The organism is Janthinobacterium sp. ROICE36 (genome assembly GCF_002869965.1).
Taxonomy (GTDB): Bacteria; Pseudomonadota; Gammaproteobacteria; order Burkholderiales; family Burkholderiaceae_D; genus Janthinobacterium.
In genome coordinates this window covers 192,486-217,294 of record NZ_PEBS01000001.1, presented here as the reverse complement: position 1 = coordinate 217,294, position 24,809 = coordinate 192,486, and the positions used below count along the sequence as shown (strand labels likewise).

Below are 24,809 nucleotides of genomic sequence, written 5' to 3'. Positions count from 1 at the left end.
AGCGCCGGAGTGTGGCGCGCTTTGGCGCTGGCTATGCTAGTGACTTACTATAGACCTGCACGGAGTTCGCCATGGAACACGCTTACCTGACTGACGATGAACGCTGGGATGCCCTGCAGCGGCGCGCGCCCGACGCCGACGGCGTTTTTTATTACTCGGTGCGCACGACGGGCGTGTATTGCCGGCCTTCCTGCGCCGCGCGCCCCGCCCTGCGCCGCAACGTGGCCTTCCACGCCAGTTGCGAACAGGCGGAGGCGGCCGGTTTTCGTCCCTGCCTGCGCTGCAAACCCAACTTGCCGCCACTGGCCCAGCGCCAGGCGGCCATCGTGGCCGATATCTGCCGTTTGATCGATGCCAGCGACGCGTTGCCCGACCTGGACAGCCTTGCCAGGGCCGCCGGCATGAGCCGCTTTCACTTTCACCGCGTCTTCAAGGTGCACACGGGCATCACGCCGAAAGCCTATGCGGCGGCGCGGCGCGGCGAGCGCCTGAAGGCCGGCTTGCAGGGCGCGGCGAACGTCACCGAAACCCTGTACGCGGCCGGTTTCAATTCCAGCGGCCGCCTGTACGCCGCCACGCCGGGCTTGCTGGGCATGACGCCGGGTGCGTTTCGCGACGGCGGCAGCGGCGCCGTGATCCGTTTCGCCATCGGCGCCTGTTCGCTGGGCGCCATCCTGGTGGCTAGCACGGACAAGGGCATTTGCGCCATTTTGATCGATGACGACCCGGAAGTGCTGCTGCGCGACTTGCAAGACCGTTTTCCGCAAGCCGAACTGCGCGGCGCGGAAGCCGAGTACGAACAGACGGTGGCGCAGGTGGTGGGCCTGGTCGAGGCACCCGCTATCGGCCTGGATTTGCCGCTCGATGTGCGCGGCACCGTGTTCCAGCAGCGCGTATGGCAAGCCTTGCGCGAGATTCCTGCCGGCAGTACGGTCAGCTATGCCGAGCTGGCGCGGCGCATCGGTGCGCCGCAAGGCGCGCGCGCCGTGGCGGGCGCCTGCGCCGCCAATGCCCTGGCTGTCGCCATCCCCTGCCATCGCGTGGTGCGCAACGATGGCGCCTTGTCCGGCTACCGCTGGGGCGTGGAACGCAAACAGGCGCTGCTCGAGCGCGAGGGCGAACGGTGAGGGCGCTGGACTGGCAGCAGATCGAGGCTGAGCTGAATCAGTATGGTTGCGCCGTCGTGCCAGGCTTGCTCGATGCTGGCGCCTGCGCGGCGCTGGCGGCGCAGTATGACGACGCGTCGCGCTTTCGCAGCAAGGTGGTGATGCAGCGCCATGGTTTTGGCCAGGGCGAGTACCAGTATTGGGCGCATCCGCTACCCGAGCCGGTGGCGGCTTTGCGCGCGGAACTGTATCCGCCGCTGGCGCTCATCGCCAACCGCTGGCACGCCAGCATGGGCATCGACAGCCGCTTTCCTGTGGCGCACGGGGATTTCCTGGCGCGCTGCCATGCCGCCGGGCAGACGCGGCCCACGCCCTTGCTCTTGCGCTACCGCGAGGGCGATTACAATTGCCTGCACCAGGACTTGTATGGCGAGCACGTGTTTCCGCTGCAACTGGCCGTGCTGCTGTCGCGCCCGCAAGACGATTTTACGGGCGGCGAGTTTGTGCTGACGCAGCAGCGCCCGCGCATGCAGTCGCGCGCCGAAGTCGTGCCGTTGATGCAGGGCGACGCCGTCATCTTTCCCGTCGCGCAGCGCCCCGTCAACGGCACGCGCGGCAGCTACCGCGTCAACATGCGCCACGGCGTGTCGCGCCTGCGTTCTGGCTTGCGCCACACCCTGGGCATCATTTTTCACGATGCGAGCTGAAGAGTAGCTGCGACGCTTGAGTTTCCAGGATTACATGGCATGATGGCTTTTCTTGTCACTCTTTCATTTCTGCCATGTCCGCGTTGTTCCGCCTGCTGTGTCAGGGTGCCAGCGGCCTGATCCTCATACGCGCGCCCTGCGCAAGGGCGAATATGTGCGCGTGGGCGATTGCGAGGGCACGGTGGCCGATGTGGGCATGTTCGAGACGCGTTTGCGCACGGGCCTGGGCGAGGAAGTGCTGAACCGCTTGCACCAGAACATCCTCGACGTTTTCAACGAATTCGACGTGCAAATTTACTTCGCCGCACTACATCGATGAGCCGAAAGAAGCGCGAAGTGGGATCGGACGCGGGTAGCGGCCTTCCCAGGAAGGATACGCCATACACTTTTCCCGCCACCAGCGGCGCGGCATCACTGCTCTCGCCCCCTCGGGAGCCTTGCCGTAGCGCACGCATCCCCTGTTTGGCAGCCGATAGGTGGGATCGTCAAACGAGGCCTTGGGAAACATGAGCGTCCATACATTGTTTCAGCCATTCTGCTCGGATTTGCTGATCGTTAACATCTTCAGACTGACAGGCCCCCTTGACCGTTCCTCTTCCTTGGAAATCTTGAAGCAGGGAAGGCCCGCTTCCATAATGACGGCGGTAGGACCCATGCGCGACCACGCCGCGGCATTCATGCTCATCAACCGACGTCCTTGTCGGTCGTCTTGATGCCATCGAGCTGGACGACCTTGGCGGCAGGCGCAGCGTGTTTTTGCGCGGCGGTGCAGCATGGCGATTTATCCGCTTGCGGCAGGAATTCGGCCTGGGTAATTTGTTCCTCCCACTTGCTGGCCACGCGCCCCGTGCGCCCCCTGGCATCCGTCGTCCCCGTCCACGTTTCGCCATTGCTCAAGGTGAGCCGGTAGTCGGCGTGCGCCAGCGGCACCTGGTTTTGCGAGACGAATTCCAACTGCTCGTCGTAGCCGCAGCACCAGCATTCGTCGGGCTGACCGGCCAGGCGGTGCAGTTCGCAGCCACTTTTCGCGTCGCGCAGGGTGGAGCCTAGGACGGGCTGGCCGTCGGCGCTGAAGGTGACGATCATGCTGTCGAAGCGCGCGCCCAGGCTTTTATTCTGGGGCGCCACGCGCTTGAAGAACACGTCGCACGCGGTGGTGCTGATGACATGTTGCCTGGCCATGGATACTCCGCGATAAAACGCCAGCGTAGGCCAGCGGCGGCGGGGAGGTATTGACTGGGCACAAGGGCTGCGCGCTTTGACCATTTTGCCAATTTCTATACACTCGTCTATTCATTCAAGACCTGGAGATGGAAATGCCGACCCTGCCAATGCGCCGCACCCTGCTTGTTCTCGCCTGCCTGGGCTCCTTGGCCCACGCCCATGCCCGTGCCGACACGCTCATCGACAATGCCAACGGCTACACGCTCGACGCCCACGGCAAGGTAGTCCGCTTCACGGCGCTGGCCTTTGACGACGCTGGCAAGCTGCTTGCCGTTGGCAGCGCCGCGCAGGTGAAGCGCAAGGCGGCCAAGGACGCCAAACATGTCGACGTGCAGGGAAAAACCGTGTTGCCGGGCCTGATCGACGCGCACGGCCACGTGTTTGGCCTGGGGACGATTGCCAGCGGCGTGATGCTGTACGGTTCGTCGTCGCTGCCGGCCGCCGTGCAAGCCGTGGGCGACTTCGCCCGCGCGCATCCGCAGCGCAGCTGGGTCGTCGGCAATGGCTGGAACCAGGAAATCTGGAAACTCGGGCGCTTTCCCACGGCCGCAGAACTCGATGCGGCGGAAAGCGCGCGGCCCGTGTGGCTGCGCCGCGTCGATGGCCACGCGGGCTGGGCCAACAGCCGGGCGCTGGCGCTGGCCGGCATCACGCGCGCCACGCCAGATCCGGCAGGCGGCAAGATCGAACGCGACGCGGACGGCAATGCCACCGGTGTGCTGGTCGATAACGCCATGGACTTGATGGATGCCGTGCTACCCAAGCCGGGCGACGTGGAAAACCGCGCCGCCCTCGATGGCGCGCTGGCGCAATTGTCGCAGGTGGGCCTGACCAGCGTGCACGATGCGGGCATCGGCCAGATGCAGGACCGGCTGTTTCGCGATTATGCAGACCAGGGCAAGCTGAGGGTGCGCGTGTACGGCATGATTGCCGACACCACGGAAGATTTTGACGCGCTGTCGAAAAACGGTCCTTTGAACAGCTATGCGCGCGACATGTACGCCTTGCGCGCCGTCAAACTGCTGTCCGACGGCGCCTTGGGCAGCCGCGGTGCGGCCCTGCTGGCGCCCTACAGCGACGATCCTTCTACCCGCGGCCTGCTGTTCTTCAAGGATGATGCCATGCGCGCGAAGATGGCAAAAGCCATGCGCGCCGGCTACCAGGTGAGCGTGCACGCCATCGGCGACGCGGGCAACCATCAAATCCTCGACGGTTACCAGGCCTTGATCGCGCAATACCGCAGCGTGGGCCTGCGCCACCGCATGGAACATGCGCAGGTGGTGCAATTGAGCGACATCCCCCGCTTCAAGGCGCTGGGCATCGTGCCGTCGATGCAGCCCACGCACGCCACGTCCGACCAGAACATGGCGGAGCAGCGCGTGGGCCACGAGCGCATCAAGGGCGCGTATGCGTGGCGCACCTTCCTCAAGCAGGGCTCGCGCATCGCCTGCGGTTCCGATTTCCCCATCGAGTCGCCGAACCCGTTCGAGGGCATCCACGCGGCCGTCACAAGGCAGAACAGCGAGGGATTCCCGGCAGGTGGCTGGTATCCGCAGCAAGCCATGACGGTGACGCAGGCGCTGCGCTGCTTCACTCTCGACGCGGCCTGGGCGGCGCACCAGGAAAAAGTCATCGGCACCTTGGAAGCGGGCAAATGGGCGGACTTCATCGTCGTCGACCAGGACCTGTTCAAGGTGGCGCCGACCGCCATCGGCAAGACGCAGGTGCTGCAGACGTGGGTGGCGGGCAAGCGCGTGTTCGAGAAAAAATAGGCGCTGGACGGCTGCAAAAACCTGTTGACTTGGTTGTATAGACAACCTATGCTGGGAGTACAGGAGCGGGTCACGCATGCCCGTTCGCACCCTACGAGGAGACAGCATGAACAGCACAATGGACACCGATCCACGCTTTGATGCCAGCCGTACCATCCGCGCCCCGCGCGGCACGGTCATGGCTTGCAAGAGTTGGCAGGCCGAGGCGGCGTACCGCATGTTACAAAATAACCTGGACCCGGAAGTGGCGGAAAATCCGCAGCATCTGGTCGTCTACGGCGGCATCGGCCGCGCCGCCCGCAACTGGGCCTGTTTCGACCAGATACTCGCCTCGCTGCGCGAGCTGGAAGACGACCAGACCTTGCTGATCCAGTCCGGCAAGCCGGTGGGCGTATTCCAGACGCACGCGGATGCGCCGCGCGTGCTGATCGCGAACTCCAACCTGGTGCCGAAATGGGCCAACTGGGAACACTTCAACGAACTCGATCGGCAAGGCCTGTTCATGTACGGCCAGATGACGGCCGGCAGCTGGATCTACATCGGCACGCAGGGCATCGTGCAGGGCACGTATGAAACCTTCGCCGAAGCGGGCCGCCAGCATTTCGGCGGCGATTGGGGCGGGCGTTGGATTCTGACGGCGGGCCTGGGCGGCATGGGCGGCGCGCAGCCGCTGGCCGCCACCATGGCGGGCGCCGTCTCGCTCAATATCGAATGCCAGCAAAGCAGCATCGACTTCCGTTTGCGTACGCGCTATCTGGACAAGCAGGCGGCCAGCCTGGACGAAGCCCTGGAACTGGTCAAATACCATACGGAGCGCAAGGAAGCCATTTCCATTGGCCTGCTGGGCAACGCGGCCGAAGTGCTGCCGGAACTGGTGCGCCGCGCGAAAGCGGGCGGCATGCTGCCGGATCTGGTGACGGACCAGACGTCCGCGCATGACCTGGTCAACGGCTACCTGCCGCGCGGCTGGAGCGTGTCGGACTGGAAGGCGGCGCAGCAGGACCCGCAGCGCCATGCGCGCCTGACGGTGGCGGCCGCCGATTCCTGCGCCGCCCACGTGCAAGCCATGCTCGACTTCCACGCCATGGGCGTGCACACCGTCGATTACGGCAACAACATCCGCCAGGTGGCGTTCGACCAAGGCGTGCAGAATGCCTTCGACTTCCCCGGTTTCGTGCCCGCTTACATCCGCCCGCAATTTTGCGAAGGACGGGGACCGTTCCGCTGGGTGGCCCTGTCGGGCGACCCGGAAGATATTTATAAAACGGATGCGAAGATCAAGCAGCTGTTCCCGCAGCACACGCAGGTACACCACTGGCTGGACATGGCGCGCGAGCGCATCGCCTTCCAGGGCCTGCCGGCGCGCATCTGCTGGCTGGGACTGGGCGAGCGCCACATCGCCGGCCTGGCCTTCAACGAAATGGTGCGCACGGGGGAGCTGAAGGCGCCCATCGTCATCGGCCGCGACCACCTCGATACGGGTTCCGTCGCCAGCCCTAACCGCGAGACGGAAAGCATGAAGGATGGCACGGACGCCGTTTCCGACTGGCCGCTGCTGAACGCCATGCTGAACACGGCCGGCGGTGCCACCTGGGTCTCGCTGCACCATGGCGGCGGCGTGGGAATGGGGTATTCTCAGCATGCGGGCATGGTTATCGTGGCCGATGGCACGGCAAGCGCAGCGAAACGCCTGGCCAGGGTGCTGGTCAACGACAGCGGTTCCGGCGTGATGCGCCATGCCGATGCCGGCTACGAAACAGCGGCCGCCTGCGCCAAGCGCAACGGCCTGATTCTTCCCATGCTTCCTTGAGACCTAGACTCGAATGACTATGACACAGCACTCCAAAAGTTGGACCTTAACACCCGGCGCGATGACCCTGGGCGTCCTGCGCGCCGTCTGGGCCGCGCCCGTGAAACTGATCCTCGCCGCCGAGGCCTATCCCGTCATCGAGGCGTCGGCCGCCGCCGTGCAAGCCATCGTCGCCAAGGGCGATGCGGCCTATGGCATCAACACGGGCTTCGGCCTGCTGGCCAAGACGCGCATCCCCGATGAAAAGCTGGAGCAATTGCAGCGCAACCTGATCCTGTCGCATTCCGTCGGCACGGGAGAACTGCTGTCGGACGCCGTCGTGCGCCTGATCATGCTGATGAAGATCGGCAGCCTGGCGCGAGGCTTTTCCGGCGTGCGCCCGCTGATCGTCGATACCCTGATTGCCCTGTACAACGCAGGCATCATGCCGGCCATTCCCGCCAAGGGCTCCGTCGGCGCTTCGGGCGACCTGGCACCCCTGTCGCACATGACCCTGGCCATGCTGGGCGTGGGCGACGTGCGCGTTAACGGCGAATTGATGCCGGCCCCCGAGGCGCTGGCGCAGGCGGGCATCGCGCCCGTGGTGCTGGCGGCGAAAGAGGGCCTGGCGCTGATCAACGGCACGCAAGTGTCGAACGCGCTGACGCTGCATGGCCTTTTCATGGCTGAACGCCTGCTGGAAGCGGCCATGGTCACGGGCGCGCTGTCGCTCGACGCGGCCAAAGGCAGCGATGCGCCGTTCGACGCGCGCGTGCATGCCGTACGCGGACAGCCGGGGCAAATCCTGGCCGCGCAGATGTATCGCCAGCTGGTGGCCAACAGCGCCATCCGCGCTTCGCATCTGGAAGGCGACGAGCGCGTGCAGGACCCGTACAGCCTGCGCTGCCAGCCGCAAGTCATGGGCGCCTGCCTCGACCTGATCGGCAATGTGGGTCGTACCCTGCTGATCGAAGCCAATGCCGTCACGGATAACCCGCTGATCTTCCAGGATGGTCCCAACGGGCAGGCGGAGATCGTTTCGGGCGGCAATTTCCATGCCGAGCCGGTGGCCTTTGCCGCCGACACCCTGGCGCTGGCGATCGCTGAAATCGGCGCGCTGGCCGAGCGCCGCATCGCGCTGCTGATCGACGCCACGCTGTCCGGCTTGCCGCCCTTCCTCGTGCGCGATCCGGGCGTCAATTCCGGCTTCATGATCGCCCACGTGACGGCTGCCGCGCTGGCGTCGGAGAACAAGTCGCTCGCGCATCCGGCCAGCGTCGACAGCCTGCCCACGTCGGCCAACCAGGAAGACCATGTGAGCATGGCTACGTTCGCCGGGCGTCGCCTGGACGACATGGCGCACAACACGGCCGTCATCGTCGGCATCGAGCTGCTGGCCGCCGCGCAGGGCATCGATTTCCATCGCCCTCTGAAAACCTCGCCGCACCTGGAACATGTACACCACCAGCTGCGCCAGAAAGTGCCGTTCTTTGACGCCGACCGCTTCTTTGCGCCGGACATTGAGGCGGCCAAGCAAATGGTCTTGCGCGGAGAGTTGAGCAGCACCTGCAAGAATTTGTTCGCCCCGCTGTACGCTTGAGCAGGCGCAAGGAGACAAGCATGGATTTCCGCTTCAACGAAGGCAGCATCCCGCTGCTGGTATCGATGCCCCACGTGGGCACCGACATACCGGACGATATCGCCGCGCGCATGACGCCGCAGGCCTTGATCAAGGCCGATACGGACTGGCATTTGCGCGAGCTGTATGGCTTTTTGCAGGAGATGGATGCGTCCGTGCTGTCGGCGCGCTGGTCGCGCTATACCATCGACTTGAACCGCCCGCAGGAAGACACGAATCTGTATCCGGGCCAGGATACGACGGGCTTGCTGCCCAACGATACCTTCCACCGCGAGCCGCTGTACCTGGCCGGCAAGGAACCCGATGCGGCTGACGTACAGCGCCGGTTGCAGCGCTACTGGGCGCCATACCACCGGCAACTGCGCGCGGAACTGGACCGGCTGCTGCGCGTGCATGGCGCGGTGGTGCTGTGGGATGCCCATTCCATTGCCTCGCATGTGCCGCGCTTCTTTGACGGCAAGCTGCCCGACCTGAACTTCGGCACGGCCGATGGCGCCAGCTGCGATGCAGGCATGACGTCCGCCGTGGTCGATATCGCGCGCGCGCAGGATCACTTTAGCGTGGCGCTGAATGGCCGCTTCAAGGGAGGGCATATCACCCGCCATTACGGCCAGCCGGAGGGCCGCGTGCATGCGATCCAGCTGGAGATGTGTCAGTGCCTGTACATGGATGAAGCGATGCCGTTCGGCTATCGGCCGGACCTGGCCGCGCAAGTGCAGCCGCTGCTGCGCCAGATGATGGAAGCGGCCGTGGCGTGGGTGGCGCGTTGAGCGGCTGTTTGTTTGCGCGCCACGTGCTGCTGCCGCAAGGCTGGCGCCGCGACGTGCTGCTGGAATGGGACGCGGCCGGCGATTTGACGGCGGTGACCGACAATGCTGCGCCGCCGAACGGCGTGGAAGTGGCCGAATATGTCTTGCCCGGCATGGTCAACCTGCATTCGCATGCCTTCCAGCGGGCGCTGGGCGGCATGACGGAAGTCGCTGGGGACGAGGTTAATCATGTAGCGGATAGTTTCTGGACCTGGCGCGACCTGATGTACCGCTTCGCGCGCCACATCACGCCGGAACAGATGCAAAGCATCGCCGCGCAGCTGTTTGCCGAATGCCTGCGCCATGGTTACACGGCCGTGTGCGAATTTCATTATCTGCAGCGCGATGCGGCTGGCGCGCTGTATGCGCGCCCCGCCGAGACGGCTGAACGGGTGCTGGCCGCAGCGCGCATCAGCGGCATCGGCATGACGATGTTGCCCGTGCTGTACAGTCATGCGGGCTTTGGCGAACAGCCCTTGAAAGCCGAGCAGGCGCGCTTCCGCACCGATGCGGATGAGGTCTTGCGCATCATCGAGGCGCTGGCGCCGCAGCGCGGCGGGCAGGTGGAGGTAGGCTTCGCGCCCCATTCGCTGCGCGCGGCCAGTGTGGCGCAGATCCGCGCAGTGGCGCAAACGCTGCCGGCAGGGCGCCCCATTCACATTCACATCGCCGAGCAGCAGGGCGAAGTGCGCCAATGTGTTGACTACGGCGGCCGGCGCCCGGTGCAGTATCTGTACGATCAGGTCGATGTCGACGCGCGCTGGTGCCTCGTGCACGCCACGCATGTGCAGCCCGACGAAGTGGCGCTGATGGCTGCCAGCGGCGCCGTGGCAGGACTGTGCCCGACGACGGAGGCGAACCTGGGCGATGGCCTGTTCCCGCTGGCCGAATTCATCGCCACCGGCGGGCGCTTCGGCGTCGGCAGCGACAGCCATGTATCGCAGTCGCCCGTCGAGGAATTGCGCTGGCTCGAATACGGCCAGCGCTTGCAGCGCCAGCAGCGCAATGTCGCCGCCACACCCGATGAACGCCATGTGGGCGACTACCTGTGGCAGGCGGCCTTGCGGGGCGGCGCGCAGGCGTCCGGGCGCAAGCTGGGCGCGCTGGCGCAGGGCTGCCGCGCCGACTTGCTGGTGCTCGACGACGCTCATGTGAACCTGTGCGGCGTGGCCATCGCCGATGTGCTGGGCAGTTTTCTCTTCTGCGGCAACGACAAGCTGGTGCGCGACGTGTTGTGTGGCGGCCAGTGGCAGGTGCGCGATGGGCGCCATCTGGCGCAGGACGCCATCGCCACCGCCTACAAGCGCACCCTGGCGCAGCTGAGGGCACTCTGATGGCGACCTTCATCCCGCATGAATACCTGCGCGCCGCGCCGTGGAAAAATGGCGGCGGCAGCACGACGGAAATCGCCATTGCTCCCCTGGGCGCCGGCTTCGACGACTTCGACTGGCGTATCAGCCTGGCGACAATCACGGCCAGCGGTCCGTTTTCCAGCTTTCCCGGCATCGACCGCAGCCTGATGCTGGTCGATGGCGACGGCTTGCAGCTGACGTTTGAGGGCACGCGCACGGTGGTCTTGAGCGCAGCGCAGCCCATGCTGTGGTTTCCCGGCGAAGCGGCCGTGTCCGCGCAAGTCAAGGGGCCGACGACGGATTTCAATGTGATGACGCGGCGCGACCGCTGCCGCCACCAGCTGGAAAAAATCACGGCGCCGGGCAAGCTGGCGCGGCGCAGCGCGGCGACCCTGCTGTTTGTCGCCGGCGAGGGTGCCGTGCTGGCGCGTGGCGATGACCAGCAGTTCGCGCTGGCCCGCTATGACGCCCTGCTGCTGGACGCCGACGATGCGCAGGAATGGCGGCTCGAGGCCTTGCAGCGCACGGCCGTGTTCCGCGTCGACCTGTTCATCTAGGAAGGAAAACACCATGCAAGACTGGGACCTGGTCATCCACAACGTCCACCTGGCCACCATGGAGCACGGCTACGGCGAGCTGCTGGACGCGGCCATCGCCGTCAAGGATGGCCGCATCGCCTGGTTCGGCCCCGGCGACGAGCTGGCGGCCAGCGGCGCAGTCCTGCTCGACGGCCAGGGCTGCTGGCTCACGCCCGGCCTGATCGACTGCCATACGCATATCGTCCACGCGGGCAACCGCAGCGACGAATTCGAGGCGCGCCTGAATGGCGCCAGCTATGAAGAGATCAGCCGCGCCGGCGGCGGCATCATGTCCACCGTGCGCGCCACGCGCGCGGCCAGCGATGACGAGTTGCTGCGGCAAAGCCTGCCCCGCGTGCTGGCGCTGCTGGCCGAGGGCGTGACCACTCTGGAGATCAAGTCCGGCTACGGCCTGGCTGCGGACAGCGAGGCGAAGATGCTGCGCGTGGCACGCCGCATCGGGCAAGAGTTGCCGGTCACTGTGCGCACCACCTTCCTGGGCGCGCATGCGCTGCCGCCCGAATATGCGGGCCAGCCCGATGCGTATATCGAGCTGCTGTGCGCGCAGATGCTGCCCCGGCTGGCCAGCGATGGCCTGGTCGACGCCGTCGACGCGTTCTGCGAGCGCATCGGCTTTACGCCAGCGCAAACGCAGCGCGTGTTCGAGGCGGCGCGCGCCTTGAACCTGCCCGTGAAACTGCATGCGGAGCAGCTCTCGGACCTGGGCGGCGCGGCCCTGGTCGCCCGCTACGCTGGCCTGTCGGCCGACCATCTGGAATTTCTGTCGGAAGAAGGCATCGCCGCCATGGCGGAACATGGCACGGTGGCCGTGCTGCTACCGGGCGCGTATTATTTTTTGCGCGAGACGCAGCCGCCACCGGTGGCGGCTTTGCGCGCGGCCGGCGTGCAGATGGCCGTGTCCACCGATTGCAACCCGGGCACCTCGCCTATGACGTCCTTGCTGCTGGCGATGAACATGGCGTGCACCCTGTGGCGTTTGACGCCGCAAGAAGCGCTGGCCGGCTGCACGCTCCATGCGGCGCGCGCGCTGGGCCTGCAGCATGAAACGGGCAGCCTGGTGGTGGGCAAGCGCGCCGATTTCGCCCTGTGGCGCATCGCGCGTCCGGCCGACCTGGCGTATGCGCTGGGCCTGAACCCGTGCGCTGGCGTGGTACACGGCGGTGTCTGGCGCGCACCGGTGGTAAGCTTGCCGGATTGATCATCCGTCCTGGAGCGCCGCGTGCGTGTAGTCTACCTGCTGTTATTGCTTGTTTTTGCCGCCGCGCCGGCGCACGCCCTGGACGGCGGCACCTTGAAGGTGGGCTCGAAGCGTTTCACGGAATCGTATATTCTTGGCGAAATCGTCAAGCAGAGCGCCGCGCCATACGTGCAAACGGAGCACCGCCAGGGCCTGGGCAACACGGCCATCGTGCTCGCCGCGCTGCAGGCGGGCAGCATCGACGTGTATGCCGAATACATGGGCACCATCGCCAGCGAAATCCTCAAGCACGACAAACCGATTGATCTGGAACAGATGCGGCGCGAGCTGGCGGTGCTGGGCCTGGGTGTGGCCGTGCCTTTGGGCTTTAACAATACCTATGCGCTGGCCATGCGCGGCGATGAACAGACCATTGCCAGCCTGGGGCAACTGGCGCAGCATCCCGCCTTGAAGTTTGGCTTGTCGCATGAATTCATTGGCCGGGTCGATGGCTGGCCGGGCCTGGCCGCGCGCTATGGCTTGCCGCAGCGCCCGCGCGGGCTCGATCACGGCATCGCCTATGAAGCGCTGGCCCAGCGCCAGGTGGACGTGATCGACATTTATTCGACGGATGCGAAGATCCGCCAGTACGGCTTGCGCGTGCTGGCCGACACGCAGCAGTATTTTCCCCGCTACGACGCCATGCTGCTGTACCGGCTCGACGTGCCACAGCGTTTCCCCGCCGCCTGGCAAGCGTTGCAAGGGCTGCAGGGGCGCATCAGCGAGGGCGACATGATCGCCATGAATGCGGCCGTGGAAATCGATGGCAAGAGCTTTGCGGGCGTGGCGCGGGAGTGGCTGGCCTCGGGGACGCAGGCGAATAAACCGGCGGCGCGCAGCAATCTGCTGGATAAAATCATCGGCGACGATCTGTGGACCCTGACGCGCCAGCATCTGACCCTGGTGCTGCTGTCGGTGGCCCTGGCGTGCCTGATCGGCATTCCGCTGGGCGTACTGGCGGCGTTTTCGGCGCCGCTGCGGCAAACGGTGCTGGCCTTCGTTGGCGTGCTGCAGACGGTGCCGTCGCTGGCCCTGCTGGCGATCTTGATCCCCGTGCTGGGCATGATCGGCACCGTGCCGGCGCTGGTGGCCCTATTCGTGTACGCGCTGCTGCCCATCGTGCGCAATACCTGCACGGGCATCTTGCAGGTGCCGCAAGGCTTGCGCATGGCGGCGCTGGCGCTGGGCTTGAACCGGCGCGACCGCCTGCTGCACGTGGACTTGCCGCTGGCCTTGCCCGTCATGCTGGCAGGCGTGAAAACGGCGGCCGTGATGAGCGTGGGCACGGCCACCATCGCCGCCTTCATCGGCGCGGGCGGCTACGGCGAACGCATCACCATCGGCCTGGCGTTGAACGACAACGACATGCTGCTGGCCGGTGCCATCCCCGCAGCCGTGCTGGCCCTGCTGACGCAAGGCTTGTTCGAGCTGGTGGAGCGCTGGGCCGTGGCCGGCCGGCAGCGCTGAAGGCATCACAGCGAGTGCAGTTTCGAGCGCACCGAGACGACGGCCTGGTGCAGGATGCGTTCAGCCTGGAAGTCGTTCTCGCGCTGTTCGGCGATGGCTTGCAATTCGCGCGTGTAGCGCTCCAGGCGGGAGCGCAGGTAGGCGCGGTAGATTTTCATGACGAGCGGTTTGGCAGAGACATTCATGATGTGGCTCCCATGTGCGTAACGATTCGGTCATTGATTCGTTCATTGTGTGTGAGCGCATTGCCGCCATTTTGCGTCGTATCAAACGCCAGCGCGCCGTCACTTTGACGCGTTTGATATTGCGCAATGCCCCACCAGCAGAAGATGCCACACTGAATCTTCCCTGCCTGGCCATCATCGGCCGCAGGCTTTGATCCCCCTGATACCTTCTAGCATATTCAAGGAGCGTCGCATGGTCATTTTTGCCGTGGTTGCTGGCTGCATCGCCTGCCTCACAGTGTACCAAATCTATAAGAATGCGCAGGGTGGCAGTGGGGTGACGCAACAACATATCGGTTTGCACGGCACATTGATTGCGCCACGGAAATAAACTGTGCTTAAGGATGCACAGTTAGCCGACAGCTTTAAGGAAAATGTAAGGCCCGGTAAGCAAATGTAAAGGTCGGCGCGGTGACCAGTCGTAGCGTTTATATTGATAACCGTTGATTGCATTCTCCCCCTCCCACTTGACAATGGGTTCACCCCGCGGTGCCGCTAGCCCGCGGGGATTTTTTTGGGTAAATGGTTTATGCCGGTTTCGGCGTGCCCGCCGACAATTGCGTCAAGGCATCGCCAGCAAGCCGGCAAATGCGCCAGTCCGGCATCACGTCCGCGCCCATACCCTTGTAGAAATTGATCGCGTTTTCATTCCAGTCGAGCACCGACCATTCGAAGCGGCCGCAATCGCGTTCGACGGCCAGTTGCGCCAGCGCTACCAGCATCTGCTTGCCATAGCCATTGCCGCGCACCGATTGCTTCACGTACAGGTCTTCCAGGTACAGCCCTTTGCGGCACAGGAAGGTGGAAAAATTGTGGAAGAACAGGGCGAACGTCACCACTTCGCCATTTTCCGTGCCAATCAGCGCTTCGCATGCGGGATGGGGGCCGAACAGGCTGTCATGCAACATGGATTCCTTGGCGATCATCATGTGTTCGAGTTTTTCAAACACGGCCAGTTCATGGATCATGCCAAAGATGGCGGCCACGTCGGTTTCCTGGGCGGGACGGATGGCGAGAGTGGCGGTGGAAGTGTTCATGTTGCCTTTGCTGATGGAGTGGTGGAAAGGGAGGCGACGGCAGCGGTCTTGCGCGCGCCCGACGTCAGGGCCCAGGCTACGCTGGACAGGCAGAGCAACATGCCCACCCATTCGACGGCGGCGGGCCGGTAATGTTCGAACTGCACCGACAGTAGCACGGAAATGACGGGCGTGACGACGCCGATATACACGGTCTTTTGCGTGCCGATGCGGGCGATTAAAGTGAAATACGCGCTGAAGGCGATCACCGAGCCGAAGATTGCCAGGTAAAACAATCCCATCCAGTAACTGGGGCGCGTGGGCAATTGCCAGGACTGGCCCGTGGCGATGGCCCAGACGGCCACCATCAAGGTACCCCACAGCATGGTCCAGGCCATGGTCAGCATCACGTTGCCCGAATGTGCGCGCACTTTCATGACCAGGGCATTGCCGGCCGTGCTGGAAATGGTGGCCACCAGGGCCAGCATGAAACCGAGCAGAAAGTGGCCATTGCCGCCGCCCAGAATATCGTGCAGCGCCGCGCCGATGGACTGGTAAAACAGCAGCACGATGCCGCAGATGGCGACAAACGCCGCGCAGCAGGTGCTCCAGGTAATCGGCGTGCCGAAGGCGATGCGGTTGAGCAAGGGCGTCCAGAACACCATCAGTGCAAACAGCACGCTGACGAGGGCCGAGACCAGGTATTGCTCCGAGCTGTAGGTGCAGACATAGCTGAGGGAAAACGAGGCCAAGCCTTGCAGCAACATCCATTTTTGCGCGCGCCAGGGCAGGCGCAAGTTGTCGCCGCGCAAGGTGCACCAGGCAAACAGGGTGGCGGAAGCCAGGCCGAAGCGGTAGACCACGGAAACGGCGGGGGCGACATCGCCCAGCTGCAAAGTGATGGCCCAGAAGGTGGAGCCCCAGATAAGGCAGGCAATGATGAACAGGAGAGGAGAGGACATCGCGCAAGTATACGGGCATAGCGCGTCCCGGTCGAGCTTGGCAAATGGATGAGCGAAATGCGCGGCAAGCTACCCTCAGGCATTGAGCCAGCGCAGTGCTTCTGGAAAATATTAAATTTATGAAAATATTTGCATTATTATTAAGTAAATATTTTCTGAATTGCATCCTTAAGGAGGAGCGCCATGCCAGCTTCACTGCAGATCAAAGTCTGGAGCTTGCTTGTGTATGTCGTTGTGACCGCTGTGATTGCCATCTGGCTGCACCCGTCTGCCTTGCTCGCTGCCGGCGCATTCGGCTGAGCGCATGCGCCGGCAAGCAGATCAATGCGTGACGCGGGTCTTGCGGCCATCCGACAGCAGGCGCACGCGCTCGCCCGGGCGGAATAGTTCGTCCGCGTCTTGCACGATGGCGCGCATGTCGCCATTGTCCAGGCGCACGGTGATTTCCAGGCCGGGTTTGTTGGACGCGTTCGCTTCGATGCTCTTGCCCGCCATGCCGCCGGCGACGGCGCCGAGGATGCTGGCCGCGATGGCGCCCTTGCCGCCGCCGACTGTCGAGCCGGCCACGCCGCCCAGCGCCGCGCCAGCCAGCACGCCCGTGCCCGTTTCACCCTTGTCGATGGTCACTTGGCGCACGGATTCAACCGTACCCATGCGAACCGACTGTTCATTCTGCGCCTGGCGCGCATTGTAGACGTTAGCCGAGTTCGGTTGTACGGCGCAGCCGGCCAGGGCGGCGAGCAATGCCACTGCAATGATAGGTGCTTTCATGTGGAACTCCCTTGGACAAAAGTTAGTTGCCGATTGCGTCGACCGGCAGTAAAGATGCTGACTTATCATAAGGACATTTGCTACAGATAACTAGTTGCGAATAGTAAAAATCTGTTACCGGCCCCGCGTGGCCGCGTGCCGCTCAATACGCCAGCCGCAGGCGCCGGTACAAAAATCCCAGCACGAACAGGGGCCCCACCAATAAGAAACGCAAGTCGTCCAGAAACGACGGTTTCTTGCCTTCGATTTGATGGCCGATGAACTGGCCTATCCAGGCTAGCACGAACAGTGCCAGCGACATGGGCAGGATGGTCAGCGGGGGCAGCAGCAGAAGCAGGCCCAACATGGTGGCCAGCATCGCCAGCATGCCCGCCGCAAACGCGCGCGACAGCTTGTAATAATAGTATAAGGCCAGAATACTGCCGAGCAGCGCCACGCTGGGATGCACGCTCCACAGCAGTCCCAGCAGGCTGAAAACGATCAGGGGCACGCACACGATGTGCACCCATTCATTGACGTGGTTGCGATGGCTTTCGCCATATTGGGCCAGCAGGGTGTCGATGGTGCGCATGGGCAGTCTCTTGTGCAGGGATGGTTGTCCGGGAATTCTACACCGTCGCGTGGCCGGGTAAAATGGCCCTTCATTTTCCCTTCCGGACATCTCATGTGAATAGCCCTGCCTTCTTGCCAGACGCTGCTGCCGACCCGCGCAAGCGCTGCTTCGATCCCGTCGTCGACGCCGATACGCGCTTGCTGATACTGGGCAGCCTGCCCGGCGAAAAATCGCTGGCCCACAGCCAGTATTATGCGCATCCGCAAAACAAGTTCTGGATGCTGCTGGGCGAAGTGCTGGGCGTGAATTTGATAGGCCTGCCCTATGCCGCGCGTTTGAGCACCTTGCTGGCGCACGGCGTGGGCCTGTGGGACGTGGTGGCGCAGGCGCAGCGCACGGGCAGCCTGGACAGCAATATCCGCGCCCGCGACGATAACGACCTGGTGGCCCTGACGGCCAGTCTGCCACGGCTGCACACGATCGCCTTCAACGGCGGCACGGCCGCGAAGCTGGGCATCAAAGTGCTGGGCGAACACGCGCAGCGCTACCGCATCGTCAGCTTGCCGTCGAGCAGCCCCGCCTACACCTTGGCGTATGGCGCCAAGTTGCTGCAATGGAAAACATTGCATCCGTTTTGATGCAGGCTTACACGCCAGCTTCTTACGCTGGCGCGTAAGCCTGCGCTTCCAGCGGCTGTCCCTTGGCGTCGAATTTCAGCGCCACGGACAATTGCGTCACGCCGATGGTGGCCAGTGCATCGCAGATGTCGTCGACTTCGTCCTGCAGGTCGGCGGCCAGGTCCAGCGGCTTGTCGGCGCTGTGCAGCAATTCGCCGCCCGCCGTGCTGACGTTGACGCGCAACAGCATTTCGCCGTGCTCATCGGCCGGACCGACGATCACCGAGACGTCGCCGGCGTCCACCTTGTTTTCCGCCAATGCATGGTTGATGCCGGACATCATCTGCAGCATCGCATACTCGCTCATGCCTTGTTCCTTGCCGCCGTGGAACAGATCCTGGTACAAAAAGCTCACTTCCAGGGCGCTGCCGGCCGGCGCCAGGCAGCGTTTCACCAGGTCGCCCACTTCCGTCGTCCACTGCTGGTAGCGGGCCATGCGCGCGTCGAACCAGGCGTCGAGCGCCGCTTCGTCTTTTGGTTCCGCATAGAACGGGTCGTCCACGCGCTTGAGGGCAAAGCCCAGCAGGAAGCGCAGTTCAATGGCGGTGTCTTGCGGGCCGAAGGCCGTCTCGCTCCAGCCGACGATGCTGTTTTCCAGGCCCGGCGTGGCGACGATTTTCTTGTCCGTCATCGATGAGTACGCATCGCGCACCATCTCATGTAAATGGCTGTAGGTGATGCGGTCGATTTCATCGAGGTCATAGGCATGGCTCATCAAGACCACCTTGGCCTTGGGGCTTTCCAGTTCTGCCTGTTGGAAACTTTTGACCAGCGCCTCGAACGCGTCCTGATCCTGGAAGCTGTCCGCTTCCTTCAGGCCGCCCGTGTTTTGCACCAGCAGGGGCACGACGAAGGCGTTGATTTCCATGGTGGGGGCATTCTCGCGGCGGAACGTCACGACGGACGCGGCTTCCTCTATATGGCTGCGCAAGTATTGATAGGCGCCCACGTCTTCGTACTTGGCCCGCTCGATGGCGTCGTACAGGATTTCATCTTTCTTTTGATTCAAGGCCTTGCGGATCAGGCGGTCGAACTCGACGGCTTGCTCGGCCAGCACCGTGCCCTGCGATTCGCTGTCTTCCTGCTCCGCCAGGTTCAGGGCCATCGTGCACAGCATGCGCGTGACGGACTCATCCTTGTCTTCAGGCGTGTTGGCGGATTTACGGGGGACAGGGCGCTTATTTTTGGGCATGGCGATCAACAGGTTAAGAAATACAGGTCAGGCAAACGGAAACGGGCGCCATGGCTATGCCAGGCGCCGGGATGGATCATACAGGCGGACGCGGCCGCCTGATACCTCAATGGTCGGTATCGAACATCTCGTGCAACTCGTCGAGCAGGTCGGCGGCTTCTTCCTGCGACAGGCCGAGATGCTGGCAGGCAAGTTCGCCGCCCTTGTCCCACTCCAGCGAAGTACTGTTGCCATGGTAGCGCTGAATGCCTTTTTCGGCCAGCAGCGACAGGGCGACGAGCGAACGGATGGCGTCGTCCGTGGACGGGTCGGCCAACACCGTGTAGTCGTGGTGGTGCAGGATGGCCCAGGAGACATCGGAGGACAGGCCCCAGTTGCGCGCCAGCAAGCAGCCGATGGCCGCGTGGTTGGTCTGGTGGCGCGCGTCTTCCAGGCTGGTAAAGCAATTGTGCGCATCGTTTGCCGCCGCCGCGTACGTCTTGACGTAGTCGGGAAAGCGGTTCATCAGCAGGGGCACGCCGATATCGCAGAACAGGCCGAAGGTATGGGCGATGTCGGGCGGGGCGATGCGCAGCTTGCGCGAGGTAAACACCAGGGCGCGCGCGCGCTTGGCCGACACATCCCAGAAGTTGTTCAGCTCCACGCCTTCCGCTTCCAGCGCCTGGCGCGCCAGCAAGCCCGTCATCATGGCGCTGCACTGGTTGATGCCGAGAAAGTTGATGCCTTGTTCGACGGATTTGGCCTTGCGCGCGGCGCCATAGAAGGGCGAATTGGCCAATTTCAGCAGGGCGCCGGACATGCCGACATCGTCGGCGATGATGCGCGCGATGCGGCGCGGCGACGGGGCGTCTTCTGCCAGTTCGCGCTGCAAGTCGACCAGCAGGCTGGGACGCGGCGGGATACGGATGGAACGCATCAGGGCGTCAACCGGATCTTCCTGCACTATCTGCTTTTGCGCTGCCGCTCTCATCATCACGCTTTCATCATCATTTTTGTGCCCGGTGCTTATTCTGTCGTGCGCTGCGCATGGACGGCCGCATGGACGACTTGTGCAATGCCCGGTGATTATCCATGTTTATGCATGGCAATAGTTCATCTCTACAATAGATTGTCGAAAAATTCCTGTTTTTGCCGTGATTGCCACCGATGTTGCTCATTTGGCGACGCAATCAGCCCCTGTTTTATGGTGAGAAAAGTAAGATGTATTTGTTTTTAAGGCCGCTGCCGGTGCGTGCGGGCAGGCGTGGCGCTACAATTGCCGCATGAAAAAACTCTTGGCAGGCATCGATTTTACGGGCGATTCTTGCAGCGTGGCGCGCCAGCTGATCGGCGTGACCGTGCTGGTCGACGGCGTGGGCGGGCGCATCGTGGAAACGGAAGCGTATGACAGGCTGGACCCCGCTTCGCACACGTATGGCGGCATGACGCCGCGCAATGCGGCCATGTTCGGCCCGCCCGCGCACGCCTATGTCTACCGCTCGTACGGCATCCACTGGTGTCTGAACTTTGTGTGCCGCGAAGCGGGCCATGGCGCCGGCGTGCTGATCCGCGCCATCGAGCCGCTGGCGGGACTCGATACCATGCGCGAGCGGCGCGGCGTCGAGGAACTGCGGCAGCTGTGTTCGGGACCGGGCAAGGTGTGCCAGGCACTCGGTGTGAGCCATCTGCACAACCGCCTGGCGCTCGATGCGCCGCCATTCATGCTGCTGGCCCGCGAGGATCACGTGACGGTACGGGCGGGGCCGCGCATCGGCATTTCCAAGGCGATGGAAACGCCGTGGCGCTTCGTGCTGGCCGGTTCGCCCTATTTAAGCAAACCCATGCGCGCGCCTGCCGCTTAGCTGCGCCGGCGCTGTGGCGTCGCGCTTGCGCCGCGCTGGGCAGACTTGCCGCGTAGCGGGCTGTGCAGCGCGCGCCTGTCCTGCTGCACACTGGCCGGATGCTGGAATGCCCCGTCTTCGGTGTGGCTGGCGGGCCTGGCGGTGTGCTCGTCCAGGGTAAAGACGCTGACTGCCGCCGACAGTTTGACAGCCTGGTCCTGCAAACTGGCCGCCGCCGCTGCCGCCTGCTCCACCAGGGCCGCATTTTGCTGGGTGACATCGTCCATTTGCGTGACGGCCTGATTCACTTCCGTGATGCCCGAGGCTTGCTCGGCGCTGGCCTGTTTCACGCGCTCGATGATGTCATTGACTTGCTGTACCGAGGCCACGATGGCGCCCATGCTGTCGCCCGCTTGCTGCACGGCCACGCTGCCGCCATCGATGGTGGCCACGGACGTGGCGATCAGGGTCTTGATTTCCCTGGCCGCCTGCGCCGAACGCTGCGCCAGGGTGCGCACTTCGGACGCGACCACGGCAAAGCCGCGACCTTGTTCGCCCGCGCGCGCCGCTTCCACCGCCGCATTCAGCGCGAGGATATTGGTCTGGAAGGAAATAGCATCGATCACGCCGATAATATCCACGATCTGGCGCGAATTGGCCCGTATCGTCGCCATCGTCGTCACCGCCTGCTGCATCGACGCACCCCCTTGCACGGCCAGCGTTGACGCTTGCCCCGCCAGCTCGCAGGCCAACTGAGCGTTGTCGGCGTTGTCATTGACGGCTTGCGTCAGCGCTTCCATGGCGCTCGACGTTTCTTCCAGCGAGCTCGCTTGCATTTCCGTGCGCGCCGACAGATCCAGATTGCCGGTGGCAATTTCGCGCGAGGCCGTATCGATCGATTGCACGGCACCCATGATGGTGCGCAAGGTCTGGTTCAAGTTGGCGATGGTCTGGTCCAGCACGCGCGAGGTGGCGGCGATCTCGTCATTGCCCTGCTTGGGCGCACCGGCGATCAGCTTGCCTGCAGCCAGGTCTTGCACGGCGTCGGCAATGCCGCGGATTTCCACCAGCATGGCGCGCCGTACCAGCATGGTCACCACGATGGAAACGCAGATGGAGAGCAGGACCGTCAGCAGCAGGCTCCAGCCCAGGCTGCGAAACTCGGTGCTGGCCGTCGCATGGGCCTGGCTGCTGAGCGTCGTTTCCAGGGCCGACAACTGCGCCAGTTGCGTATTGAACTGGCCGAATTGCGTTTCCGCCTTGAGCATGGAATTGGTGGCGATCGACTGGTCCATCTGCGCCATTTCCATGGTTTCCAGCACGGCCTTGCGGTAGCCGGCCAGTGCCGTGATGGCCGCATCGACCAGGCTGCGCTCGGCACCCGTGGCCGTGGCGCGCAGCGTGGCCAGTTGGGCGTCGATGGCCGCGTGGCGCGCCTTGATCTGTTGCTCCAGCGCGTCGATGCGGGCCTTGGCGAAGCTGCCATTCGTCCACGACAGCAACTGGTACATATTGCCGTGTGCGTGCCTGGCCTCGCCTAGTATTTCGGCGGCCGCTTTCAGATGCGTGATGCGTACCCGTACCATGTTTTCCAGCGAGGCATTTTGCCGCACCATGCCATACCAGGCGCCGCTCGAGCTGAGTATCAGCAGCAGCAAGACCAGGGCGGGCGCCAGCAATAATTTTGGTCCGATGCGTAGTGTATTGAGCATGCTTGACTCCTGGCTATGGCTGTTCCAGGCGCAGGCGGCGCACAGCGTTCGTGTACGCCGCCGCTGCCTTATTTTTTGTAGATCCCCGCTTCCAGCACCACATCGTTGACGCGCAAGATATACGTGGTCTTCGGCTCGATCTTGCCGCTGGTGGGATTCTTGTACTGGTAGTTGACCCAGCCCTTGCCCTGCTTTTGCGCCAGTTCGATGATTTCACGGCGATATTTCTTGCCATTCGCGTCGGGCACGTCCGTCAAATCCTTGCCCACGATGGAAGGATTGATGGGGTGGGCCAGCACGATGCCCGTCTTGATGTCACGCATGTCCACATACAGCGAGCCCTGCACGAAGTCGGGGTCTTTCGCCGTGATTTTCTTCATCATTTCTTCCTTGCCATGCGCCTTCATGAAGGCGGCGCCCCGTTCGGCCATGGCGATGGCGTCTTTTTCCGTTGCTTCGACGGCGGCACTGACGCTGCCGCTGCCGCCGGCAAAGGCTAGGCACAGCAGGCTACCCGTGAATAAGCGTTTCATGACAGCTCCTTGTGAGAATCGAGGGATGGGTTGCAAAGCCGTAATTTACGTCGTCGAGGGTTCCATCAAATTGCGATGGAACAAACTAAGGTGTTGCTTGTAGGCAGCGAGCAACGTATCGGAATGCTTGTTGATGTGTAGCAATTTGGTTCTGTATGGCAAGAATTATGATGACTTTCACAGCATGCAGAGCTGGCATGGCCTGTGGGAGAAAAGGCTGGAATTGGCTGATATAGGGTCAATTTCATGAAAGTTATCGCTATTTATTGGCAAGGAGACTATCGTGTCCGCACTCATTACCGAGCCGTTTCCACCCAAGTTCAAGCCGTATACGCGGCAAACCATTCATCAGGCGCGGCAGTGGGAATGGTTGCCGGAAGAGCAGCGGGTAGCCGTGCAAGTGGTGTCGCACGTCTTGCCGTTTCGCACGAATGCCTATGTGCTCGACCAGTTGATCGACTGGAACAACATCCCTGACGATCCCATCTACCGCCTCGTCTTCCCTCACCGCGACATGCTGCCGCCCGAGCAGTACGCGCACTTGCGCGATCTCGTGCTGGTGCAGCGTGACAAGGCTGCCATCGACGCTTATGTGCACGGTATCCGTCTGGGCATGAATCCCCATCCTGCCGGGCAGATGACGCATAACGTGCCGAAAGTCAACGAGGCGCCCGTGCGCGGCCTGCAGCATAAATATGCGCAAACGGTGCTGTTTTTCCCCAGCGCGGGCCAGACCTGCCACGCGTATTGCACCTTCTGCTTCCGTTGGCCCCAGTTCGTCGGCATGGATGACATGAAATTCGATGCGCGCGAGTCGCATGAGTTGGCCGCCTATTTGAAACTGCATCCGGAAGTGACGGATGTGCTGATCACGGGCGGCGACCCGATGATCATGAATGCCCGCCAGTTGGCGGCCTACCTGGAACCACTGCTCGAACCGGGCCTGGAACATATCCAGAACATCCGCATCGGTACCAAGGCGGTGGCGTATTGGCCGCAGCGTTTTGTCTCCGACCGCGACGCGGACGATTTGTTGCGCCTGTTCGAGCGCATCGTCAAGGCGGGCAAGAACCTGGCCGTGATGGGCCATTACAGCCATGCCGTGGAGTTGCGCCAGGACATTGCGCAGCACGCCGTCAAGCGCATCGTGTCGACGGGCGCCACCTTGCGCATGCAGGGTCCGCTGATCCGCCACATCAATGAAGACCCGGCAAGCTGGGCCGAGCTGTGGCAAACGGGCACGCGCCTGGGAGCGATTCCGTATTACATGTTTGTCGAGCGGGACACGGGGCCGCGCGGCTATTTCGAGTTGCCGCTGGCGAAGGCACATGAAATCTTCCAGGCCGCCTACCAGATGGTGTCGGGCCTGTCGCGCACGGTGCGCGGACCCTCCATGAGCGCGTTTCCCGGCAAGATCGTCATCGATGGCATCGTCAGCATTCATGGCGAAAAACTGTTTGCCCTGCAATTTTTGCAGGCGCGCAACCCGGACTGGGTGCGCCGGCCGTTTTATGCGAAGTTCGATGCGGAAGCCACGTGGATGGACGATTTGAAGCCCGCGTTCGGCCACGATAAATTCTTTTTCGAGACGGATGAGCCTATGCCGCAGTTGCCGCATAAAATCATCCGCCTGGCACAGGCCGCCTGA

Annotated in this window: 26 protein-coding genes; 16 read left to right on the top strand and 10 right to left on the bottom strand. The window is 63.3% G+C overall.

Annotation, left to right across the window (positions count from 1 at the left end):
- The first annotated feature begins 71 nt into the window (after positions 1-71).
- The 3 genes from ada to CSZ94_RS28415 all read left to right on the top strand — a co-directional run bounded on the left by ada (position 72) and on the right by CSZ94_RS28415 (position 2,132).
- Entirely contained in the window at positions 72-1,127 is a 1,056-nt protein-coding gene (ada, locus tag CSZ94_RS00940; protein ID WP_102119762.1) for a bifunctional DNA-binding transcriptional regulator/O6-methylguanine-DNA methyltransferase Ada, read from the top strand.
- The gene (locus tag CSZ94_RS00935) at positions 1,124-1,813 is read left to right on the top strand and encodes a 2OG-Fe(II) oxygenase (RefSeq protein ID WP_102119761.1); all 690 of its coding nucleotides are present in this window, start codon (positions 1,124-1,126) and stop codon (positions 1,811-1,813) included. The genes ada and CSZ94_RS00935 overlap by 4 nt, the downstream gene beginning before the upstream one ends.
- Positions 1,814-1,967: 154 nt before the next feature.
- Positions 1,968-2,132 (top strand): hypothetical protein, encoded by a 165-nt coding sequence (locus CSZ94_RS28415; RefSeq protein WP_258000702.1) that lies wholly within the window; start codon positions 1,968-1,970, stop codon positions 2,130-2,132.
- Positions 2,133-2,497: 365 nt separating this feature from the next.
- Here CSZ94_RS28415 and CSZ94_RS00930 read toward each other — a convergent pair whose 3' ends face one another.
- On the bottom strand, positions 2,498-2,995 hold the full coding sequence (locus tag CSZ94_RS00930; protein ID WP_102119760.1) for a hypothetical protein: 498 nt from the start codon (positions 2,993-2,995) through the stop codon (positions 2,498-2,500).
- Between the two features lie 134 nt (positions 2,996-3,129).
- Here CSZ94_RS00930 and CSZ94_RS00925 point away from each other — a divergent pair, with 134 nt between their 5' ends.
- The 8 genes from CSZ94_RS00925 (at position 3,130) to CSZ94_RS00890 (ending at position 13,701) form a co-directional block, all read left to right on the top strand.
- Positions 3,130-4,809, top strand: a complete 1,680-nt coding sequence (locus CSZ94_RS00925; protein WP_102119792.1) for an amidohydrolase — start codon at positions 3,130-3,132, stop codon at positions 4,807-4,809.
- Between the two features lie 106 nt (positions 4,810-4,915).
- The gene (gene hutU / locus CSZ94_RS00920) at positions 4,916-6,619 is read left to right on the top strand and encodes a urocanate hydratase (RefSeq protein ID WP_102119759.1); all 1,704 of its coding nucleotides are present in this window, start codon (positions 4,916-4,918) and stop codon (positions 6,617-6,619) included.
- A 19-nt stretch (positions 6,620-6,638) separates the two neighbouring features.
- Positions 6,639-8,198: a histidine ammonia-lyase gene (hutH, locus tag CSZ94_RS00915; RefSeq protein WP_102119758.1), complete on the top strand. Its 1,560-nt coding sequence runs from the start codon at positions 6,639-6,641 to the stop codon at positions 8,196-8,198.
- A 20-nt stretch (positions 8,199-8,218) separates the two neighbouring features.
- Positions 8,219-9,007, top strand: coding sequence for an N-formylglutamate deformylase (hutG, locus tag CSZ94_RS00910; RefSeq protein WP_102119757.1), 789 nt, complete (start codon positions 8,219-8,221; stop codon positions 9,005-9,007).
- Positions 8,992-10,380 carry a formimidoylglutamate deiminase gene (locus CSZ94_RS00905; protein ID WP_102119756.1) on the top strand — a complete coding sequence of 463 codons (1,389 nt, stop codon included), beginning with the start codon at positions 8,992-8,994 and terminating at the stop codon, positions 10,378-10,380. The genes hutG and CSZ94_RS00905 overlap by 16 nt, the downstream gene beginning before the upstream one ends.
- Positions 10,380-10,955, top strand: a complete 576-nt coding sequence (locus CSZ94_RS00900) for a HutD/Ves family protein (RefSeq protein ID WP_102119755.1) — start codon at positions 10,380-10,382, stop codon at positions 10,953-10,955. Before CSZ94_RS00905 ends, CSZ94_RS00900 begins: the two co-directional genes overlap by 1 nt.
- 13 nt (positions 10,956-10,968) lie before the next feature.
- Positions 10,969-12,195, top strand: coding sequence for an imidazolonepropionase (hutI, locus tag CSZ94_RS00895; protein WP_102119754.1), 1,227 nt, complete (start codon positions 10,969-10,971; stop codon positions 12,193-12,195).
- Positions 12,196-12,216: 21 nt separating this feature from the next.
- The gene (locus CSZ94_RS00890) at positions 12,217-13,701 is read left to right on the top strand and encodes a glycine betaine ABC transporter substrate-binding protein (RefSeq protein WP_374703551.1); all 1,485 of its coding nucleotides are present in this window, start codon (positions 12,217-12,219) and stop codon (positions 13,699-13,701) included.
- A 5-nt stretch (positions 13,702-13,706) separates the two neighbouring features.
- Here the strand turns inward: CSZ94_RS00890 and CSZ94_RS00885 are convergent, their stop codons facing one another.
- A complete protein-coding gene (locus tag CSZ94_RS00885; protein WP_102119753.1) occupies positions 13,707-13,886 on the bottom strand; it encodes a hypothetical protein in 180 nt (59 codons plus the stop codon).
- A gap of 14 nt (positions 13,887-13,900) precedes the next feature.
- Here CSZ94_RS00885 and CSZ94_RS00880 point away from each other — a divergent pair, with 14 nt between their 5' ends.
- Both CSZ94_RS00880 and CSZ94_RS27840 read left to right on the top strand, forming a co-directional pair.
- On the top strand, positions 13,901-14,080 hold the full coding sequence (locus tag CSZ94_RS00880; protein WP_102119752.1) for a hypothetical protein: 180 nt from the start codon (positions 13,901-13,903) through the stop codon (positions 14,078-14,080).
- 38 nt (positions 14,081-14,118) lie between these two features.
- Positions 14,119-14,256: a hypothetical protein gene (locus CSZ94_RS27840; RefSeq protein ID WP_180977308.1), complete on the top strand. Its 138-nt coding sequence runs from the start codon at positions 14,119-14,121 to the stop codon at positions 14,254-14,256.
- A gap of 196 nt (positions 14,257-14,452) precedes the next feature.
- Here the strand turns inward: CSZ94_RS27840 and CSZ94_RS00875 are convergent, their stop codons facing one another.
- The 4 genes from CSZ94_RS00875 to CSZ94_RS00860 all read right to left on the bottom strand — a co-directional run bounded on the left by CSZ94_RS00875 (position 14,453) and on the right by CSZ94_RS00860 (position 17,245).
- Positions 14,453-14,962: a GNAT family N-acetyltransferase gene (locus tag CSZ94_RS00875; protein WP_102119751.1), complete on the bottom strand. Its 510-nt coding sequence runs from the start codon at positions 14,960-14,962 to the stop codon at positions 14,453-14,455.
- A complete protein-coding gene (locus tag CSZ94_RS00870) occupies positions 14,959-15,903 on the bottom strand; it encodes a DMT family transporter (protein ID WP_102119750.1) in 945 nt (314 codons plus the stop codon). The genes CSZ94_RS00875 and CSZ94_RS00870 overlap by 4 nt, the downstream gene beginning before the upstream one ends.
- 321 nt (positions 15,904-16,224) lie before the next feature.
- Positions 16,225-16,674, bottom strand: coding sequence for a glycine zipper 2TM domain-containing protein (locus tag CSZ94_RS00865; RefSeq protein WP_102119749.1), 450 nt, complete (start codon positions 16,672-16,674; stop codon positions 16,225-16,227).
- Between the two features lie 142 nt (positions 16,675-16,816).
- The gene (locus tag CSZ94_RS00860) at positions 16,817-17,245 is read right to left on the bottom strand and encodes an Mpo1 family 2-hydroxy fatty acid dioxygenase (protein ID WP_102119748.1); all 429 of its coding nucleotides are present in this window, start codon (positions 17,243-17,245) and stop codon (positions 16,817-16,819) included.
- 95 nt (positions 17,246-17,340) lie between these two features.
- Here CSZ94_RS00860 and CSZ94_RS00855 point away from each other — a divergent pair, with 95 nt between their 5' ends.
- Positions 17,341-17,865: a DNA-deoxyinosine glycosylase gene (locus tag CSZ94_RS00855; RefSeq protein ID WP_102119747.1), complete on the top strand. Its 525-nt coding sequence runs from the start codon at positions 17,341-17,343 to the stop codon at positions 17,863-17,865.
- A gap of 22 nt (positions 17,866-17,887) precedes the next feature.
- Here CSZ94_RS00855 and CSZ94_RS00850 read toward each other — a convergent pair whose 3' ends face one another.
- The gene (locus CSZ94_RS00850) at positions 17,888-19,096 is read right to left on the bottom strand and encodes a hypothetical protein (RefSeq protein ID WP_102119790.1); all 1,209 of its coding nucleotides are present in this window, start codon (positions 19,094-19,096) and stop codon (positions 17,888-17,890) included.
- Between the two features lie 106 nt (positions 19,097-19,202).
- Complete coding sequence (locus CSZ94_RS00845) at positions 19,203-20,069, bottom strand: HDOD domain-containing protein (RefSeq protein ID WP_102119746.1); 867 nt, start codon at positions 20,067-20,069, stop codon at positions 19,203-19,205.
- Between the two features lie 289 nt (positions 20,070-20,358).
- On the opposite strand from CSZ94_RS00845, the gene CSZ94_RS00840 reads away from it, so the two are divergent.
- Positions 20,359-20,937, top strand: a complete 579-nt coding sequence (locus CSZ94_RS00840; RefSeq protein ID WP_102119745.1) for a DNA-3-methyladenine glycosylase — start codon at positions 20,359-20,361, stop codon at positions 20,935-20,937.
- Here CSZ94_RS00840 and CSZ94_RS00835 read toward each other — a convergent pair.
- Entirely contained in the window at positions 20,934-22,628 is a 1,695-nt protein-coding gene (locus CSZ94_RS00835; protein WP_102119744.1) for a methyl-accepting chemotaxis protein, read from the bottom strand. The genes CSZ94_RS00840 and CSZ94_RS00835 overlap by 4 nt on opposite strands.
- Positions 22,629-22,696: 68 nt before the next feature.
- On the bottom strand, positions 22,697-23,161 hold the full coding sequence (locus CSZ94_RS00830; RefSeq protein WP_102119743.1) for a cache domain-containing protein: 465 nt from the start codon (positions 23,159-23,161) through the stop codon (positions 22,697-22,699).
- Between the two features lie 283 nt (positions 23,162-23,444).
- On the opposite strand from CSZ94_RS00830, the gene CSZ94_RS00825 reads away from it, so the two are divergent.
- Positions 23,445-24,809, top strand: coding sequence for a KamA family radical SAM protein (locus CSZ94_RS00825; RefSeq protein ID WP_258000701.1), 1,365 nt, complete (start codon positions 23,445-23,447; stop codon positions 24,807-24,809).